The organism is Streptomyces sp. NRRL S-87 (genome assembly GCF_000719335.1).
Classification (GTDB): Bacteria; Actinomycetota; Actinomycetes; order Streptomycetales; family Streptomycetaceae; genus Streptomyces.
In genome coordinates this window covers 31,858-50,519 of the sequence record NZ_JOGB01000032.1, presented here as the reverse complement: position 1 = coordinate 50,519, position 18,662 = coordinate 31,858, and the positions used below count along the sequence as shown (strand labels likewise).

Below are 18,662 nucleotides of genomic sequence, written 5' to 3'. Positions count from 1 at the left end.
GTGTACCGCGAGGGCCCGGTGAGACCGCACTGTGACGGAACTGTGGGGCTAGAGCGCGAACTTGTAACTGGCAGTGGCGTGCTCATAGATCTCGGTGACCTTGTCGCGTCCGGAATCCGGACCGATGACCATCAGGATGTGATACCGGCCGGACAGTACGTAGACCCGGTTGCGCACGTACACGGAGCGGCCGCTGCCGTCGGTCCACGTGTACTGCCCCTCGGCCGTCTTGCGCTGACCGACGGTGATCTCGCGGACCCCGGTCTGGGTGCTCCAACTGCTGGTCCGTACGGGCTCCAGCTCCCGCTCCTTGTCGCGCTGGTAGCCGAGCGGGTCGCCGGCGCCTCCGGAGGCCGGATCACGGCCCGGCACGACGATCAGCTCGTAGTCACCGTCGGAGAAGCGGACCTGGCCGGCGTCGTTGAGCGAGCGCCGCTGCCAACCCTGCGGGACGGCCACCTGGAAGCCCTCGCGGTCCCGGTCGAGGGTGTAGCCGGGGCCGACGTCCGTGGCGGGGGCGGTGGTGGGGCGCGCGGGGGACCGGGACGGAGACGCGGTGGGCGACGTGGTGCGCCCCGGGGTGGTGGGCGCGGCGGTCGACGGGGCCGTTGCGGTCGGGGCGGGGCCCGGCGACTCGATGTCCTTGGCCGTGGGTTCGGCCTCCGGCATGAACACCATCGCGTACGCCACGAAGCCGGCCAGCCCGACGAGTACGACCAGCAGCAGGGTCCGGCCCAGCGCCCGGGCGGGCCGGCCGGTCCCGGGGGCGCGCGCGGGCGCGCGCGGTCCGGCCGGACGGCTCGAACCGGCGGGACGTGCCTGGCGCTTGGCCTTCGGCGGGGGCGGCTGGCGGTGCCGGCCGTGCCGCGCGGAGGACGGCGGTGGGGCGTGCGTGCGGACCTCGGCCTCGGCCCGGGCCAGGGCCTCCTCCTGGGCCCGGGACCTGGCCAGCGCCTCCTCCCGGACCTCCGCCCGGGCCTCCTCCCGGGCCTCGGACCGGGCCTCGGACCGGGCCCGGGCCTTGGCCTGCTGCTGCTCGCGCTTCGCCCGCTCACGCGCGGCGCGCCGCCGGCGCACGAGCTCGCCGCGGCGGCGCACGATGGGCAGTCTGGCCGCGTCCGGGGGCGGCTCGGGGAGGGTCCGGCCGGCCCCGTCCGGCTCGGGGGCCGACCGTACGAGCGACCGGAGCCAGCCGCGGAGCTCCTCGAACTCGGGGCGCTCGGTGGGGTCCTGGCGCAGCAGCGACTCCACCACCGGGCGCAGCGGGCCGCACTCCTCGGCGAAGGCGGGCGGCTCGGAGCAGACCATCTCGACCAGTTCGGCGGCGCTGTCCTCGGGGTAGGGGGCGTGGCCCTGGACGGCGCGGTAGAGCAGCGCGCCGAGGGCCCACAGGTCGGTGGCCGGGCCGACGGGTGCGGCGAGCTGCCAGTTCTCGTGGACGGGGTGGGCCTGTTCGGGGGCCCACCGCTCGGTGACGGCACCGACGACCTGGATCCGGGTCTGCCGCGCCCGCTCCGCGGCCAGCGGGGTACCGGGCCCGCCGCGTCCGGCCCGGCCCGGCCCGCCGGGCCGGTCCCAACCGCCTTGCGGGGACGGCGGCACGGGGCCCGCGGGCTGCTGCGGGGACCGGGGGGCGGACGTGGACCGCTCGGGTCCGGGCCGGGCGGGTACCGCCGGGGTCCGGGAGGCACCGGGCTGCGGCCCGCCGGGCGGCGGGGCGGGGTGGTGCGGGGCTCGCGGGGCGGGGTGGTGCGGGACCGGAGCGGCCGGGTGGTGCGGAGCCCGCGGGGTGCCGCCCTGCGGGGCGGGAGCGCCCGGGGCGGGGTGGGCCGGGTGCGGTGGCTGCGGGGCGGGGTCCGCCCCGTCCGGGACGGCGGGGGCGTAGCCCTCGGGCAGCGGGGGCCGCGCCGGCAGTGCGGGCCGGCCCCCGGTGGGCGGATGGTTCCGGGGCGTGGCCCCGTGCCAGGTGGCGGCCCGGCCGTCGGAGCCCGGTGCGGCGTCGCCGGTCGAGCCGTCCGGCGGGGCGGCGGCGGGGGTCGGAGCGCCCGGAAGAGCGGCGGCGGGGGTCGGAGCGCCCGGAAGGGCGTCGGCCGGGCCGGAGGCGGCGGGGTCCGGCGGGGCGTCGGCACCGCTCGGCAGGGCGTCGTCACCGCTCGGCAGGGCGGGCCGGGCCGGGGCGTCGAGGGCGTCCGGGGTTCCGGGGGTGCGGGGACGGGCGGTGTCCGGGCCGCCGCCGTACGGATACGCGTACCCCTCGGGCACGTTGGAGCCCTGCGCGCGGACGGGCTCGGTCCCGGCGAGGCGCTGGGTGACGGCGGCCCGGCTCCCGGCCCGGTACGCGGCGACGGCCCCGGCCCGGGCGGCGGCCTTGAGGTCGGCCCCGCCGGGCGTCCCGTACCCGGGTGCCACCGGCGGCCGGTGCGCGGCCTGCAGGTCCCCGGTCGCGGCCGGGCCCGCCCCGTACGCTGCGGCGGCACCGGACGGGTCCGAGCCGCCGGGCGGGGCCGCGCCCGCGGGGCCGCCGGCGTACGGCGGCGCGGTGCTCGCCGGCGCACCCGCCGGGTCGGCGGGGGCCGGGAGCGGGGGCCGGCCGGCCCCTCCGGTCGCCGCGGCGCGGCGGACCGCTTCGTCGGCCGCGCCCGGGCTCGCCGTCGGCCGGCCACTGCCGGCCGTGGCGGAGGGCAGGTGCCCGGGCTCGTCCGCGTAGCGGGGCCGGGGCGCCTGCGTCGTCGCACGACCGGCGGGCGGGTCCGCGGGGCCCGGGTCCGGTCCGGAGCCCTCGTGCGCGGCGCCGTCCGGATCGGGGGGCGGGACCGGGTCGTAGCCGCACAGGGCCTCTTCCGCGGCGCCGGCGGCGAGGCCGGTGAGGACCACGCGGCCGTCCTCGCAGACCAGCACGGTCCGCATCGTGATGTTCCGGTGCACCCACCCGTGCGCGTGCAGCGCGCGCAGCGCGGTGAGCACGTCGGCGGCCACCTCCGCCGCGCGGTACGGGCTCAGCGGCCGGTCCGCGAGCAGGGCCGCCAGCGGCCGGGCGACGACGAGTTCGCTCACTATCCACAGCGAGCCGCCCTCGGCGAAGACGTCGAAGACCTGGTCCAGCCGCGGGTGGTCGGGGATCCGGGCCGCGGCCTGGGCCGCCTCCAGCGCCCGCCGCACGACGGGGTCGACGGGGCGCCGGGTCGCGCCGCCGGCGGATCCGCCGCGGGGCGCGGGCGTGGCCGTCCGCCCGTGGCCGGTGTGCGCCGGACCGTCGGCGGCCGTCTCGCCGTCGAGCAGCTCGGCGTCCACCACCTCGGGCAACGGCACCTGCCTGACCAGGACTTCCTGGCCGCTGTAGGTGTCGAAGGCGCGGGTCTCGACCAGGTCGTACTCGTCGGAGGGTGGCAGCGGCAGGCGGTAGCGGTCGGCCAACACCCTGCCCGCGTACTCCTGCACGACCCTTACCCCCTAGTGCCGTTCCCCCGTCACCGCTCCCTCACGATACGTCGAGGGGCGCACGCGCGTCGCCGGGTCGGGCGAGGTCAGCCGCCTTATCGGCCACGGAGTTGGCCGGTCGGCGGGCCGCCGGGGACGGGCCGGCGGCCCGGGCGGGCCTGACCTGACGTCAGTCGCGGACCTTGAAGGTGGCGAACGCGGTGTCACGCAGGGTCTTGCACTCCGCGCCGTCCCATCCGTCCACCGGGCACGTGATCATGATGGCGTAGCCGTGGGTGGCGTCCACCTTGAAACCGCGGTTGAGGACCCGGACCCGCTGCCCCTTCTCGGTGCGCTCGAACTGCCAGTCGGCGACGGTCGGGTAGCCGCGGTACTCGACCTCGGAGAGGCCGAGCAGCTTGTAGCCGTTGCTGGAGCTGGACACGGCGCCGGCGAGCTGGGCCCAGGCGAGGCGGGCGTCGTCGCTCGGGCTGTCGTTGTAGTCGACCTGGACGCGCGGGTAGCCGCCGTCGCGGTTGTATATCCCGCCGGAGTCGTCGCCCGCTATGGCGTTGCGCTTGAAGTCCGAGGGCATGGCCATGGAGAAGTGGAAGTGGGCGTCGGTGACCATGACGTAGCCGGCCGGCAGGGCGCCGATGGTGCCGGGGCCGGTGCCGCCCTGGCCGGCGCTGCCGGCCGTGCCGCCCGACCCGTTGGACCCGTTCGAGCCGTTGGCCCCGGCAGCGCCGTTCGCTCCGCCGTCGCCCGCGCCGTTGCCGTTCGTGCCGTTGGCGCCGCCGTCGTTCTGCTCGGTGCCCGTGCCCGCGGTCGCGCCCTTGCCGGCGGTCCCGGTCTCGGTGCCGCCGGCGGCCGTGCCGGGCTTGCCGGTCGCGGGGGTCCCGCCGGTGCCGCCCGTCGCGGGGGCGGCGCTCGAGCCCGGGCCCTTGCTGTTGTTCTTGTTGTCGTGCGGCTCGTCGTCACCGCTCATCGCCCACACGATCGCACCGCCGAGGAGCGCCAGCGCGGCGACCACCGCAGCGATCGCGAGGGCGATCGTCTGGCGGGACATCACGTCGGTGAGCGGCGCGGCCACCGGCCGCGGCTTGGACGCGGGCTGGACCGGCTCCTGGGCCTGGCCCTTCGGCTGCACCGCGCCCTGGCGGGTGCCCGGTACGGCGGGCGCGGCCGCGGTCCCGGCAGCGGCAGCGGCAGCGGCGAGCACGGCCTGCGGGCGCTCCTTTGCCTTGCCCTTGCCCTTGGCCTTCGCCTTGGCGGTCGGCTGGGCGACGGCCGCGGGTCCCTCCTGGGGCTTGCCCTTCGGCCGCCCCTTGGGCTTCGCGGTGGCGGGCGCCGCCGCGACCGACGCGAGGTCGGCGAGCTCGGGTACGGGCGGCAGCGCGATCACGCGGGTCTCGTCCGCCGGCGGCTCCGGCTCGGGTTCGGGCATGTCGACGACGGCGCTCAGCAGCGCGCGGGCGCCCTGGTCGTCGAGGCGGTGCGCGGGGTCCTTGACCAGCAGGCCGTAGATGACGTCGGTGAGGGGGCCCGCGTTCTTGGGCGGGTCCACCTGCTCGGTCATCACGGCGGTGAGGGTGGCCAGGGCGGAGCCCTTGTCGTACGGGGGCGTGCCCTCGACGGCCGCGTAGAGGAGGCCGCCCAGCGACCACATGTCGGCGGGCGGGCCGGGCTTCTGGCCGCGGGCGCGCTCGGGCGAGATGTACGAGGGGGCGCCGACGAGCATGCCGGTGGAGGTGACCGAGGGGTCGCCCTCGACCTGTGCGATGCCGAAGTCCGTGAGGACGACGCGGCCGGTGTCGGCGATGAGGACGTTGGAGGGCTTCACGTCGCGGTGCAGGATGCCCTGGCTGTGCGCGGCGCGCAGCACGTCGAGCACGGCGAGTCCGACCTCGGCGGCCCGGCGGGGCGTCAGGGTGCCCTTCTCGCGGATGACTTCGGCGAGGGAGGCGCCCTCGATGAGCTCCATGACGATCCAGGGGCGGCCGTCGTCGTCGACGACGTCGAACACGGTGACGGCTCCGGTACCGCGGATCCGGGCGATGGCCTTGGCCTCGCGCAGGGTGCGGGTGACCAGGCGGCGCTTCTCGTCCTCGTCGACCCCGGAGGTGAAGCGGAGCTCCTTGATGGCGACGGTGCGGCCGAGGGTCTCGTCGACGGCCCGCCAGACCGTGCCCATGCCGCCCTTGCCGAGGACGCGTTCCAGGCGGTAGCGGCCGGCGAGCAGGTGCCCTTCGAGGTCGCCCTCGCCCCGCTCGCGCGCCTTGCGGGCGGCCGTGCCCGCGGCGGACGAGCCGCGGCCGGTGCGCGGCGCCCTGTCGGTCGCGCCGCCCTTGGCCTCCGGGGCCCGGGACGGCTCGTCCTTCACGGCGTCGACCTTCGTGGCGTCGATCTTCGTGGCCTCGACGCGGGTGGCCTCCGCCTTCGTGGGCGCGGCGACCGGTTCGGCCGGTGCCGCCTCGGCCTTGGCCGGCTCCGCCTTGGCCGGCTCCGCCTTGGCGGGGACCGCCTTGGCGGGCTCCGTCTTCGCAGGCTCCGTCTTCACGGGCTCCGTCTTCGCGAGCTCCGTCTTCGCGAGCTCCGTCTTCGCGGCTTCGGCCCCGGCGGGCGCGTCCCCGGCGGGCGCGTCCTCCGCGGCCCCGGTGCTGCCCGGTGCGGCCGCGTCGGCCTCGGCCCCGCCCCTGGCGGGCGCAGCGGGCGCTGCCGGCTCGACCGGCTCGGCCTTGGCCCGGGCCGCCTCGGCCCTGACGGCGTCGCTCTTGGCGAAACGCACCGGCCCGGCCGACGCCGGCTTCGCCGCACGTTCGGTCTCCGTCGGGGCCGGCTTCGCCTCGGGGGCCGCACCGGCGGAGCCGGCACCGCCCGCGAGGGAGTCCTGGGTGTGCTCCGGCTTCGACATGCGTCCCCTCAACGATCGTGCCGCCTGCTCCCGGGCCTCCCCCGGCGGGGCCCGGCGTGGTCTCCGGGGCGCTCGGCAACCCGCCCCGGCAGGAACCTTATTGTTCCTCACTCCGGCACGGACGGGTGTCCCGGGTCCGCGGTTCCCGCCAACCCATGGCGCACCCCTTACCCCTGGTTCACCTCACGTCACATCCCGCTCCCATGCCCCGCGTTCCGGGCTCCGGAGGCCCGTGTCGTGCCCGTACCCGGGCAGCACGAGGGCCGCGGCACGCGCTCCTGACCGACCGTAAGACACCCCCTCCGTACTACAGCCGGACTACAGGGGGACGATGTCCGGCGCGCCGAGCCGCGCCGCATCGGCCGTCTGGTCGTCCGGCTGGCGCTGCGACTCCCGCTCCGCCTGCACCCGCTTCTCGTAGTGCTCCACCTCCCGGTCCACCTGCCCCTGGTCCCACCCCAGCACCGGTGCCATCAACTCCGCGCACTCCCGCGCGCTGCGCGTCCCGCGGTCGAAGGTCTCGATCGAGATCCGGGTCCGCCGGGTCAGGACGTCGTCCAGGTGCCGCGCGCCTTCGTGCGAGGCCGCGTAGACCACCTCCGCGCGCAGGTAGTCGTCCGCACCGCCCAGCGGCTGCGCGAGTCCGGGATCATCCGCGATCATCTCGAGCAGTTCCTCCGTCAGGGCCCCGTACCGGTTGAGGAGATGCTCGACCCGGGCCACGTGCAGCCCCGCCCGGGCCGCGATCCGGGCCCGGGCGTTCCACAGGGCCCGGTAGCCCTCGGCGCCCACCAGCGGGACGTCCTCGGTGACGCACGCCGCCACCCGCTGGTCGAGGCCGTGCACCGCCTCGTCCACGGCGTCCTTCGCCATCACCCGGTACGTCGTGTACTTGCCGCCCGCGATCACCACCAGCCCCGGCGCCGGGTGGGCGACCGTGTGCTCGCGCGACAGCTTGCTCGTCGCGTCCGACTCGCCCGCCAGCAGCGGCCGCAGGCCGGCGTACACGCCCTGGACGTCCTCGCGCGTGAGCGGGACGGCGAGCACCGAGTTGACGTGCTGCAGGAGGTAGTCGATGTCGGCGCTGGAGGCGGCCGGGTGGGCCTTGTCCAGGTCCCAGTCGGTGTCGGTGGTGCCCACGATCCAGTGGCGGCCCCAGGGGATGACGAACAGCACGGACTTCTCGGTCCGCAGGATCAGCCCGGTGCCGGAGTGGATCCGGTCCTTCGGTACGACCAGATGGATGCCCTTGCTCGCCCGGACGTGGAACTGTCCGCGCTCCCCGATCAGCGCCTGGGTGTCGTCCGTCCACACCCCGGTGGCGTTGACGATCTGCTTGGCCCGGATCTCGTACTCGCCACCGGCCTCCACGTCCTGCACCCGGGCGCCGACCACCCGCTCGCCCTCGCGCAGGAAGCCCGTCACCCGCGCCCGGTTCGCGGCCAGCGCCCCGTACGCGGCGGCCGTGCGCACGAGCGTCGCGACGTACCGCGCGTCGTCCATCTGGGCGTCGTAGTACTGCAGCGCGCCCACCAGGGCGTCCTTGCGCAGGCAGGGGGCCACCTGCAGGGCGCGGCGGCGGGTGAGGTGCCGGTGGACGGGCAGTCCGCGGCCGTGCCCGCTGGAGACGGACATGGCGTCGTACAGCGCCACGCCGGAGCCCGCGTACAGCCGCTCCCAGCCCCGGTGCTGGAGGGGGTACAGGAACGGCACGGGCTTGACCAGGTGGGGCGCCAGCCGCTCCAGGAGGAGGCCGCGCTCCTTGAGGGCCTCGCGGACCAGCGCGAAGTCGAGCATCTCCAGGTAGCGCAGGCCGCCGTGGATGAGCTTGCTGGACCGGCTGGAGGTGCCCGAGGCCCAGTCCCGTGCCTCGACGAGGCCGGTCGAGAGCCCTCTGGTGACCGCGTCGAGCGCCGTGCCGGCCCCCACCACGCCCGCGCCCACCACCAGCACGTCGAGTTCCCGCTCGGCCATCCGAGCGAGGTCCTCGGTGCGCTGGGCGGGTCCGAGTGTCGCTGTCCTCACCGCTGCCTCCCGTCGGTCGCACCACGTCCGTGTCCGTACGCCCGTACGTCCGTGTCCGTCCGTGACGTCCGTGTCCGCCGCATCGATTCTGACCGGGTCCTCCCCACCCGGCCACCGGCTGTGGACAACACAAAGGTGGCCGCCACATCACAATGCCGCAGATCGGTCATATATACGCCTAGTCTGACATAGCGCCAGCTCGCCCTGTCCACAGGACTTGCGCGTCCCGCCACCTCCGGTTAGGGAAGGACGGCCACCCCCATGCCCGCAGATCTCGCCGTCATCGGCCTCGGCCACCTCGGCCTGCCGCTCGCCCAGGCCGCCGTCGCCGCCGGGATCGAGACCGTCGGATACGACACCGGTCCCGCCACGGACAGCTCCCTCACGGCCGCGGAGATCCGCCGGATGTCGGCGGCCGGCTTCCGCGTCGCCACCGATCCGGCCGAACTCGGCCGGGTCCGCACCGCCGTCATCTGCGCACCCACCACCCTCGGCGCCGACCGCACCCCCGACCTGTCGGCCGTCGGCGAGGCCGCCCGCGCCCTGGCCGCCCGGCTGCGCCCGCACACCACCGTCGTCCTGGAGTCCCCGGCCTACCCCGGCGCCACCGAGGACTACCTGCGCCCGATCCTGGAGGCCGGCTCCCGGCTGCGCGCCGGCCGGGACTTCCACCTCGCCTACTCCCCCAGCCGCCACGACCCGGGCAACCGCACCCACGCCCTCGCCAACACCCCCAAGGTCATCGGCGGCCTCACCCCCGCCTGCACCGAGTCCGCCGCGGCCTTCTACGCCCGGCTCACCGACAAGGTCGTCCGGGCCCGCGGTCTGCGCGAGGCCGAGACGGTGCAACTGCTGGAGACCACCTACCGGCACGTCAACATCGCCCTGGTCAACGAGATGGCGGTGTTCTGCCACGACCTCGGGGTCGACCTGTGGGACGTCATCCGCTGCGCCGAGACCAAGCCGTACGGCTTCCAGGCCTTCCGGCCCGGCCCCGGCGTCGGCGGCCACGGCGTCGCGGTGGACCCCGGCCACCTGCCGCTGCCCACCCGCACCCCAGGCCCCCCGCTGCGCATGGCGGGCCTGGCGCAGGAGGTCAACGGCCGCATGCCGCAGTACGTCGTCCAGCGCTGCACCACCCTGCTGAACGAGCACGGCAAGTCCGCCCGCGGCGCGCGCATCCTGCTGCTGGGCGTCACCTACAAGCCCGACCTCGCCGACCAGGAGGGCGCCCCGGCCCGCGAGATCGCCTCCCGGCTGCTCGACCTCGGCGCGCTCATCAGCTACCACGACCCGTACGTGGCCGGCTGGCGCGTCCGCGACCGGCCGGTGCCCAAGGCCGACTCCCTCTACGAGGCCGCCGCCAACGCCGACCTGACGATCCTGCTCCAGCACCACCGCACGTACGACCTCCAAGGCCTCGCGGTCAAGGCCCAGTTGCTCCTCGACACCCGGGGCGCCACCCCGGCCGGCTCCGCACACCGCCTCTGAGGGCCGCTCCCGCGGCTGCGAAATCCCCTCTTCCGCTGTCGCCGGAGGCTGCTAGCCTTCGGCGACATTTCTTCGCACGGATGTCTGAAAACTGCCGTGCCCACACATCCCTGGGGGGGGATTTCACCCATGAGCCAGCCCGCTCCGCAGCCTGCCGACACGCAGCCGCCCACCGCCGACCCGTCGGTATCCGGCCAGGTCCCGGCCACGCCCGAAGCCCCGGCCGCGCCGGCCCCGGAGGGCTTCGCCCTGCCGCAGGCCCCGGTCGTCCCGGCGCCCGCCGCCCGCCCCGGCAACCTCGGGCTCGGCCTGGCCGCCGCCGCGGTCGCCGCGCTGGTCACCGCCGTGGTCTACGGCGTGATCATCGGCAAGACCGGCTACCAGGTCGGCTACGCGGCCGTCGGCGTCGGCCTCCTGATCGGCCTCGCCGCGGGCCGCCTCGGCGGCGCCGCCAACCCGGTCGCCCCGGTCGTCGGCGCGCTCCTCGCGCTCGGCGCCGTGTACGCCGGCCAGCTGCTCGGTGTCACGATGCTCGTCGCCGACGAACTGCACACCACCGCCTCCGAGGCCTTCTCCACCATCGGCTTCGGCCACCTGAACGAGGCCTGGAAGGAGTCCCTGGGCGGCATGGACCTCCTGTTCTTCGCCCTCGGCGCCTACACGGCCTTCCGCACCGCGCAGAAGTCCGCCCGCTGACCCGGGGGCGCCGCCCGCGCCCGCCGACCCGGCCCGGCGGCCGCCGCAGGCCCCCGGCCGGTGCCCCGAGAGCCCGGTACGCCGACGGCCCGGCCCCCGCGATCGCGCGGGAGCCGGGCCGTCGGTGCGTACGGGACCCGTACGCGGGGGTCAGCGGCGGTGCTGGGAGTCGGCGACCGTGACCTCGACGCGCTGGAACTCCTTCAGCTCGCTGTAGCCGGTGGTGGCCATCGAGCGGCGCAGCGCACCGAAGAGGTTCATCGAGCCGTCGGGGGTGTGGGACGGACCGGTGAGGATCTCCTCGGTGGTGCCGACCGTGCCGAGGTGGACCTTCTTGCCGCGCGGCACGTCCTCGTGGACGGCCTCCATGCCCCAGTGGTGGCCGCGGCCGGGCGCGTCGGTGGCGCGGGCCAGCGGGGAGCCCATCATCACGGCGTCGGCACCGCAGGCGATGGCCTTGGGCAGGTCACCGGACCAGCCCACGCCGCCGTCGGCGATCACGTGCACGTACCGGCCGCCGGACTCGTCCATGTAGTCGCGGCGGGCGGCGGCCACGTCCGCGACGGCGGTGGCCATCGGGACCTGGATGCCCAGCACGTTGCGGGTGGTGTGCGCGGCGCCGCCGCCGAAGCCCACCAGGACGCCCGCCGCGCCGGTGCGCATCAGGTGCAGGGCCGCGGTGTAGGTGGCGCAGCCACCGACGATCACCGGGACGTCGAGCTCGTAGATGAACTGCTTCAGGTTCAGCGGCTCGAAGGCGCCGGAGACGTGCTCGGCCGAGACCGTGGTGCCTCGGATGACGAAGATGTCCACGCCGGCGTCCACGACGGCCTTGGAGAACTGGGCGGTGCGCTGCGGGGAGAGCGCGGCGGCGGTCACGACGCCGGAGTCGCGCACCTCCTTGATCCGCTGGCCGATGAGGTCGGCCTGGATCGGGGCGGCGTAGATCTCCTGGAGGCGGCGGGTGGCGGCCTCCTCCGGGAGCTCGGCGATCTCGTCCAGCAGCGGCTGCGGGTCCTCGTACCGGGTCCACAGGCCCTCGAGGTTCAGGACGCCGAGGCCGCCCAGCTCGCCGATGCGGATGGCCGTCTGCGGGGAGACGACGGAGTCCATGGGGGCGGCCAGGAAGGGCAGCTCGAAGCGGTAGGCGTCGATCTGCCAGGCGATCGAGACCTCCTTCGGGTCCCGCGTCCGGCGGCTCGGGACGATGGCGATGTCGTCGAACGCGTACGCCCGGCGGCCGCGCTTGCCGCGCCCGATCTCGATCTCAGTCACGTGTGGTGGCCTTTCCCTACTCGGCTACTGCCCGTCCAGTATCCCCGAAGGGCGGACGGCCGCGTTCCCGTGACCGCTGTACGGACGCACGGCGGAGGGGCGGGCCCGCCGTGCGGACCCGCCCCTCGCGGTCGTTCTCGAGGCCGTACTCAGCCCTTGCGGGAGTAGTTCGGCGCCTCGACCGTCATCTGGATGTCGTGCGGGTGGCTCTCCTTGAGACCCGCCGAGGTGATCCGGACGAACCGGCCGCGGTCCTGCAGCTCCGGCACCGTGCGGCCGCCGACGTAGAACATCGACTGGCGCAGGCCGCCCACGAGCTGGTGGACCACCGCGGACAGCGGGCCGCGGTAGGGCACCTGGCCCTCGATGCCCTCGGGGATCAGCTTGTCGTCGCCGCCGACGCCCTCCTGGAAGTAGCGGTCCTTGGAGAACGACTTGCGGTCGCCGCGGGACTGCATGGCGCCCAGCGAGCCCATGCCGCGGTAGGACTTGAACTGCTTTCCGTTGATGAAGAGCAGCTCGCCCGGGGACTCCTCGCAGCCGGCCAGCAGCGAGCCGAGCATGACCGTGTCCGCGCCGGCCACCAGGGCCTTGGCGATGTCGCCGGAGTACTGCAGGCCGCCGTCGCCGATGACCGGGACGCCCGCGGCCTTGGCGGCCAGCGAGGCCTCGTAGATGGCGGTGACCTGGGGGACGCCGATGCCGGCGACCACGCGGGTGGTGCAGATGGAGCCGGGGCCGACGCCGACCTTGATGCCGTCGACGCCCGAGTCGATCAGCGCCTGGGCGCCGTCGCGGGTGGCGACGTTGCCGCCGATGACGTCGACGGAGGAGTTCGACTTGATCTTGGCGACCATGTCGCCGACGAGGCGGGAGTGGCCGTGCGCGGTGTCGACCACGATGAAGTCGGCGCCCGCCTCGACGAGCGCCTGGGCGCGCTCGTACGCGTCGCCGGCGACGCCGACCGCGGCGCCGACCAGCAGGCGGCCGTCCTTGTCCTTGGCGGCGTTCGGGTACTTCTCCGCCTTGACGAAGTCCTTGACGGTGATGAGGCCCTTGAGGATGCCCGCGTCGTCGACCAGCGGCAGCTTCTCGATCTTGTGGCGGCGCAGCAGCTCCATGGCGTCCACGCCGGAGATGCCGACCTTGCCGGTGACCAGCGGCATCGGGGTCATGACCTCGCGCACCTGGCGGCTGCGGTCGGACTCGAAGGCCATGTCGCGGTTGGTGACGATGCCGAGCAGCTTGCCCGCGGGGTCCGTGACCGGCACGCCGGAGATGCGGAACTTCGCGCAGAGGTCGTCGGCCTCGCGGAGGGTGGCGTCCGGGTGGACCGTGATCGGGTCGGTGACCATGCCCGACTCGGAGCGCTTGACGAGGTCGACCTGGTTGGCCTGGTCGGCGATCGAGAGGTTGCGGTGCAGGACACCGACACCGCCCTGGCGGGCCATGGCGATGGCCATGCGCGCCTCGGTGACCTTGTCCATCGCGGCCGAGAGCAGCGGGATGTTGACTCGGACGTTCCGGGAGATCAGGGAGCTGGTGTCGATCTCATCAGGGGCCATGTCGGACGCGCCGGGAAGCAGCAGCACGTCGTCGTAGGTCAGCCCGAGCGAGGCAAATTTGTCGGGCACTCCGTCGACGTTGACAGTCATGACACCTTCCCAGATGGTCTTGCTCAGCGCGGATGTCCATGCTAACGGGATCGCGACGCGTCTCATTCCACGATGAAGATCGACCGCAATTTTCGTACCTTGCTACAAGTTTGAACGTAAGAATTACCGCGTCCGGAATTACTGTTCGACGAACACGCCACGGCCGGGAAATCCTGGTGAACGCCCCGACGCACAGGCGGAACGGCCCGGCGCGCAGGCGGAACGGCCCGACGGCCGGGCGGAGGGGTCCGACGGACGCCCGTCACTGCTCGGCGAGCGCGCGGAGCCGGCTGAGCGCGCGGTGCTGTGCCACCCGCACCGCACCCGGGGACATCCCCAGCATCTGCCCGGTCTCCTCGGCGGTGAGCCCGACGGCCACCCGGAGCACCAGCAGTTCGCGCTGGGTCTCGGGCAGGTTGGCGAGGAGCTTGCGGGCCCAGGCGGCGTCGCTGCTCAGCAGCGCCCGCTCCTCCGGGCCGAGCGAGTCGTCCGGACGCTCCGGCATCTCGTCGCTCGGTACGGCCGTGCTGCCCGGATGGCGCATCGCCGCGCGCTGGAGGTCGGCGACCTTGTGCGCGGCGATGGCGAAGACGAAGGCCTCGAAGGGGCGCCCGGTGTCCCGGTACCGCGGCAGGGCCATCAGGACGGCGACGCAGACCTCCTGCGCGAGGTCCTCGACGAAATGCCGCGCGTCCCCGGGCAACCGGGAGAGGCGGGTGCGGCAGTAGCGGAGCGCGAGCGGATGGACGTGGGCGAGCAGGTCGTGCGTGGCCTGTTCGTCGCCCTCGACGGCCCGGCGTACCAGCGCGCCGACGGCCCCCTGGCCGCCGTCCTTCGGGGGCCCTGCAGGGCCGGTGGCCGTGGGGGACCCCAGGGCCTCGTCGTCGCGCATCGGTCCATGGTGCCCCGGCTCGGTGGGTGATGCCGCACCACGGGCCGGGTTGTGCATCGAAGCGTTATGAGCGGGCGCGCCGGAAGTCATCGTCGTCGCCCTCCCCTCCCGCTCGGCCGAATCAGTCCCCGAGGAACCGCCACATCTCCAGAATGCGGCACACCTTCAAGGATGCGGCATCGCGCACGAAGCGACACGTCCCCCGGATTCTGCCCCGCCAACCCCCTCGCGCACACCGGATCCGGCCGAGTCGAGGGGGCTGTGGTCAGGTTCGGATACGGCGGACCCGTCGGTGGACCGGCACCCTGAAGGTCAGCGGACCAGTCCCCAGCGGAACCCGAGCGCCACGGCGTGCGCCCGGTCGGAGGCACCCAGCTTCTTGAAGAGCCGGCGCGCGTGCGTCTTGACCGTGTCCTCGGAGAGGAAGAGCTCACGGCCGATCTCCGCGTTGGAGCGGCCGTGACTCATGCCCTCCAGCACCTGGATCTCGCGCGCGGTGAGGGTGGGTGCGGCGCCCATCTCGGCCGAGCGCAGCCGCCGCGGGGCGAGCCGCCAGGTCGGGTCGGCCAGCGCCTGCGTCACGGTGGCCCGCAGTTCGGCGCGCGAGGCGTCCTTGTGGAGGTAGCCGCGGGCGCCGGCGGCGACCGCGAGAGCGACCCCGTCGAGGTCCTCGGCCACCGTGAGCATGATGATGCGGGCGCCGGGGTCGGCCGAGAGCAGTCGGCGCACGGTCTCCACGCCGCCGAGGCCCGGCATCCGTACGTCCATCAGAATCAGGTCGGAGCGGTCGGCACCCCAGCGGCGGAGGACTTCCTCGCCGTTGGCCGCCGTCGTCACACGCTCGACGCCGGGCACGGTGGCAACCGCGCGACGGAGCGCCTCTCGGGCAAGCGGGGAGTCGTCGCAGACGAGGACGGAAGTCATGACCGCCCTCCGCAGCTGCTGATGCGCGTCACCTTGAGCCTCCAGGCTGGTACGTATCGTCACCTGTGCGGTCGATGCTCTCGGACACCTGTCCGGGAACTTGTTCTTTCAACCGCCTTCGCTCTCTCAACGATGGTCACTCGAAAGAGTTACGGGTCGGACGGACACCTTCGGCACTCTACGTGAGGAAGCGAACACAGCGCTGGAGCCACAACCCAACTGTCCTCCGTCTGGAGCTATGCCCTATTTGGCGGCTTTCCTTCCATCTGGCACGTGTCTGAGGCTAGATTCCCAATGAGTCATATTTACATCTACTCGGATAGTAGATGTGGAGACACGGACCGTATCCGCTTCAGTACCGGCTTGAAGAGGACTAGCAATGGCAGATTTCTCCCGCCTCCCCGGACCGAACGCCGACCTCTGGGACTGGCAGCTGCTGGCCGCCTGCCGGGGAGTCGACAGCTCCCTCTTCTTCCACCCGGAGGGCGAGCGGGGCGCGGCCCGGAGCGCGCGCGAGGCCTCGGCTAAAGAGGTCTGCATGCGATGCCCGGTGCGCTCGGAGTGCGCCGCGCACGCGCTGGCCGTACGCGAGCCCTACGGCGTGTGGGGAGGCCTGACCGAGGACGAGCGCGAGGAGCTCATGGGTCGCGCCCGCCACCGCCTCATCTCCGCCTCCGGCGTGGGCGGCACTGCCGCGCACTGAACACCAGTGCGCGAAGGGCACTGGAAGAAACGTTTTCTCTACTCATTGGGGACATGACCCCGCCCGGGCGTGTCCCACGGGCCGCCGCACGCCGGACGGCGTGCGGCGCGCCCGGCAGGCCGGTCAGCGTGCCGCGGCCCGCTCCAGCTGGTCGAGCGTGGCCGCCACCGCGGGCACGCGCGCGAGGTCCGGCAGCGTCAGCGCCACCACCTCGCGCTCGACGGCCGGCTCCACGGTGACGGTGCGCGCCGCCTTGGTCCGTACGGACTCCACGGCGAGCTGCGGCAGCACCGCCACGCCCAGCCCGGCCCCGACGAGTCCGACCACGGCCGGGTAGTCGTCGGTGGCGAAGTCGATGCGCGGGGTGAACCCGGCCGCCTCGCACACCTCCACCAGGTGCCGGCGGCAGCGCGGGCAACCCGCGATCCACGGCTCGCCGGCGAGCTCCGCCATCTCCACCTTCGCCGCCCCGGCCAGCCGGTGCCCCTCGGGGACCAGCCCGATCAGCCGGTCGGTCAGCAGCGGCCGCACCACCAGGTCCGCCCACTCCGCCGGGTCGGCGCCGCCCGCGCCGGTGTAGCGGAAGGCCAGCGCCACGTCGCAGTCGCCCTCTCGCAGCATCTCCACCGAGCGCGGCGGCTCCGCCTCCACCAGTGAGACGCGCGTGCCCGGGTTCGCCTTCCGCATCGCGGCGAGCGCGGTGGGCACCAGCGTCGAACTGCCGCTGGGGAAGGACACCAGCCGCACCCGCCCGGCGCGCAGCCCGGCGATGGCGGCCACCTCCTCCTCGGCCGCGGTGAGCCCGGCCAGGATGCCGACGGCGTGCCGGACCAGCGCCCCGCCCGCCTGGGTCAGCCGCATCTCGCGGCCGGTGCGGATCAGCAGCGGGGTGCCGGCGGACTGCTCCAGCGCCTTCATCTGCTGGCTCACGGCGGGCTGCGTGCAGCCCAGCTCGCGGGCCGCGGCGGAGAAGGATCCGGTCGCGGCCACCGCGCGCAGGACTCTCAGATGACGTGCCTCGATCACCTTTCGAGCATAAGCCCCCCTTTGAGCCCCAGCCAATATTCCCGAGCCCACTTTGGGAGTGCTGGGTTAGCGTGGCGGCCATGCAGCTCATCTCCGTGAACCTCGGCCGTCCCGTCCCCGTCCCGTACACGGACGCGCCCGACGGCTGGACCGGCATCGGCAAGCAGCCCGTCCCCGGCCCGGTGAAGGTCACCGCCCCGGGCGCCAAGGGCGTCGCGGGCAGCGGCCTGGCCGGCGACGCCGTCGGCGACCTCCGCCACCACGGCGGCGACCACCAGGCCGTCTACGCGTACGCGCGCGAGGACCTCGACCACTGGGAGCGCGAGCTGGGGCGGGAACTGCCGGGCGGGATCTTCGGCGAGAACCTCACCACCACGGGGATCGACGTCAACGGCGCGCGGCTCGGCGAGCGCTGGCGGGTGGGCCGGGACCTGGTCCTGGAGGTGTCCTCGGCGCGCATCCCGTGCCGCACCTTCGCCGGGCACCTGGACGAGCAGGGTTGGGTCCGCCGGTTCACCCGGGAGCGCCGGCCGGGGGCGTACCTGCGGGTGGTGGAACCGGGCGAGGTCTCCCCCGGCGACCCCGTCGAGATCGTGCACCGCCCGGACCACGAGGTCACGGTGGCGTTCTGGTTCCGCGCCTTCACCACGGAGCGGTCGCTCCTGCCGCGCACCCTGGCCGCCGGGAACGCCCTGGACCCGCAGGCCCGGGCCAAGGCGCAGGCCTACGCGGACGCGTACGGGGACGCCTGACGGACCCGCGGCGGGGACACGGGCGCGGGACGAAACCCACGGCGGCTAGGTTGCGCGTATGACGACTGCTCTGATCACCGGATCCACGGCGGGCATCGGTGCCGCCTTCGCGCGCAAGCTGGCCGCCCAGGGACACAACCTCGTGCTGGTGGCCCGCGACACCGGACGGCTGCGCGAACAGGCCACCGAGCTGCACGACCGGCACGGCATCGAGGCGGAGGTGCTGACCGCCGACCTGTCGACGGAGGAGGGCATCACGGTGGTCGAGGAGCGGCTGCGCGACCGTCGGGACCCGGTCGACCTGCTGGTCAACAACGCCGGGTTCGGCAACAAGGGCCGGTACCTCGACGTGCCCATGGCCGACGAGCTCACCATGCTCAAGGTGCACGTCGAGGCGGTGCTGCGGCTGACCTCGGCGGCCGCGGAGTCCATGCGCTCGCGCGGGCGCGGCGGGATCGTCAACGTCGCCTCGGTGGCGGCGTTCCTACCGCGCGGTACGTACGGGGCGAGCAAGGCGTGGGTCGTGCAGTTCACCCAGGGCGCGGCCAAGGACCTGGCCGGCTCGGGCGTGCGGATGATGGCGCTGTGCCCCGGCTTCGTGCGGACGGAGTTCCACGAGCGGGCCGGGATGGGCACCGACAACATCCCGAACTGGATGTGGTTGGACGCGGACAAGCTGGTGGCGGCCGCCCTGGACGACCTGGCCCGGGGGCGTACGGTCTCCGTGCCGGACCCCCGCTACAAGGCGCTGATGGGCATCGTGAAGATGATGCCGCGCGGTGTGCTGGGCGGCGTGTCGTCGCGGACGGGCCGCAAGTACGGGCCCCAGTAGCCCCTCGGCGGGGCGGGTGGGTCAACCGTCAACCAATGCCCGAAAAGCCGCTGAACGGGT

At 74.3% G+C, this 18,662-nt stretch carries 13 protein-coding genes; 5 read left to right on the top strand and 8 right to left on the bottom strand.

Going from position 1 to position 18,662, the window contains the following annotated elements:
- Nucleotides 1–48: 48 nt before the first annotated feature.
- The 3 genes from IF43_RS43540 to IF43_RS0121250 form a co-directional block, all read right to left on the bottom strand.
- On the bottom strand, nucleotides 49–3,438 hold the full coding sequence (locus tag IF43_RS43540) for a protein kinase (RefSeq protein ID WP_037889400.1): 3,390 nt from the start codon (nucleotides 3,436–3,438) through the stop codon (nucleotides 49–51).
- Between the two features lie 169 nt (nucleotides 3,439–3,607).
- Entirely contained in the window at nucleotides 3,608–6,331 is a 2,724-nt protein-coding gene (locus IF43_RS0121255; RefSeq protein WP_030202950.1) for a serine/threonine-protein kinase, read from the bottom strand.
- A 318-nt stretch (nucleotides 6,332–6,649) separates the two neighbouring features.
- Nucleotides 6,650–8,356, bottom strand: a complete 1,707-nt coding sequence (locus IF43_RS0121250; protein WP_030202935.1) for a glycerol-3-phosphate dehydrogenase/oxidase — start codon at nucleotides 8,354–8,356, stop codon at nucleotides 6,650–6,652.
- Nucleotides 8,357–8,617: 261 nt separating this feature from the next.
- Between IF43_RS0121250 and IF43_RS0121245 the strand changes: the two genes are divergently transcribed.
- Entirely contained in the window at nucleotides 8,618–9,847 is a 1,230-nt protein-coding gene (locus IF43_RS0121245; protein ID WP_030202932.1) for a nucleotide sugar dehydrogenase, read from the top strand.
- Nucleotides 9,848–9,976: 129 nt separating this feature from the next.
- Nucleotides 9,977–10,543 (top strand): hypothetical protein, encoded by a 567-nt coding sequence (locus IF43_RS43535; protein WP_030202929.1) that lies wholly within the window; start codon nucleotides 9,977–9,979, stop codon nucleotides 10,541–10,543.
- Between the two features lie 150 nt (nucleotides 10,544–10,693).
- Here IF43_RS43535 and IF43_RS0121235 read toward each other — a convergent pair whose 3' ends face one another.
- The 4 genes from IF43_RS0121235 to IF43_RS0121220 form a co-directional block, all read right to left on the bottom strand.
- A complete protein-coding gene (locus IF43_RS0121235; protein WP_030202925.1) occupies nucleotides 10,694–11,818 on the bottom strand; it encodes a GuaB3 family IMP dehydrogenase-related protein in 1,125 nt (374 codons plus the stop codon).
- A gap of 149 nt (nucleotides 11,819–11,967) precedes the next feature.
- Nucleotides 11,968–13,473 (bottom strand): IMP dehydrogenase, encoded by a 1,506-nt coding sequence (gene guaB, locus IF43_RS0121230; protein ID WP_030202923.1) that lies wholly within the window; start codon nucleotides 13,471–13,473, stop codon nucleotides 11,968–11,970.
- A gap of 262 nt (nucleotides 13,474–13,735) precedes the next feature.
- Nucleotides 13,736–14,365 carry a sigma-70 family RNA polymerase sigma factor gene (locus IF43_RS0121225; protein WP_030202922.1) on the bottom strand — a complete coding sequence of 210 codons (630 nt, stop codon included), beginning with the start codon at nucleotides 14,363–14,365 and terminating at the stop codon, nucleotides 13,736–13,738.
- A 312-nt stretch (nucleotides 14,366–14,677) separates the two neighbouring features.
- Nucleotides 14,678–15,289, bottom strand: a complete 612-nt coding sequence (locus IF43_RS0121220) for a response regulator transcription factor (protein WP_003948568.1) — start codon at nucleotides 15,287–15,289, stop codon at nucleotides 14,678–14,680.
- A 379-nt stretch (nucleotides 15,290–15,668) separates the two neighbouring features.
- On the opposite strand from IF43_RS0121220, the gene IF43_RS0121215 reads away from it, so the two are divergent.
- Complete coding sequence (locus tag IF43_RS0121215; protein ID WP_030202916.1) at nucleotides 15,669–15,992, top strand: WhiB family transcriptional regulator; 324 nt, start codon at nucleotides 15,669–15,671, stop codon at nucleotides 15,990–15,992.
- Nucleotides 15,993–16,115: 123 nt separating this feature from the next.
- Here IF43_RS0121215 and IF43_RS0121210 read toward each other — a convergent pair whose 3' ends face one another.
- The gene (locus IF43_RS0121210) at nucleotides 16,116–17,018 is read right to left on the bottom strand and encodes a LysR family transcriptional regulator (RefSeq protein WP_030202913.1); all 903 of its coding nucleotides are present in this window, start codon (nucleotides 17,016–17,018) and stop codon (nucleotides 16,116–16,118) included.
- Nucleotides 17,019–17,098: 80 nt separating this feature from the next.
- Here IF43_RS0121210 and IF43_RS0121205 point away from each other — a divergent pair, with 80 nt between their 5' ends.
- On the top strand, nucleotides 17,099–17,770 hold the full coding sequence (locus IF43_RS0121205; protein WP_030202909.1) for an MOSC domain-containing protein: 672 nt from the start codon (nucleotides 17,099–17,101) through the stop codon (nucleotides 17,768–17,770).
- A gap of 58 nt (nucleotides 17,771–17,828) precedes the next feature.
- Nucleotides 17,829–18,602 (top strand): SDR family oxidoreductase, encoded by a 774-nt coding sequence (locus IF43_RS0121200; protein WP_030202907.1) that lies wholly within the window; start codon nucleotides 17,829–17,831, stop codon nucleotides 18,600–18,602.
- The last annotated feature ends 60 nt before the right edge of the window (nucleotides 18,603–18,662 follow it).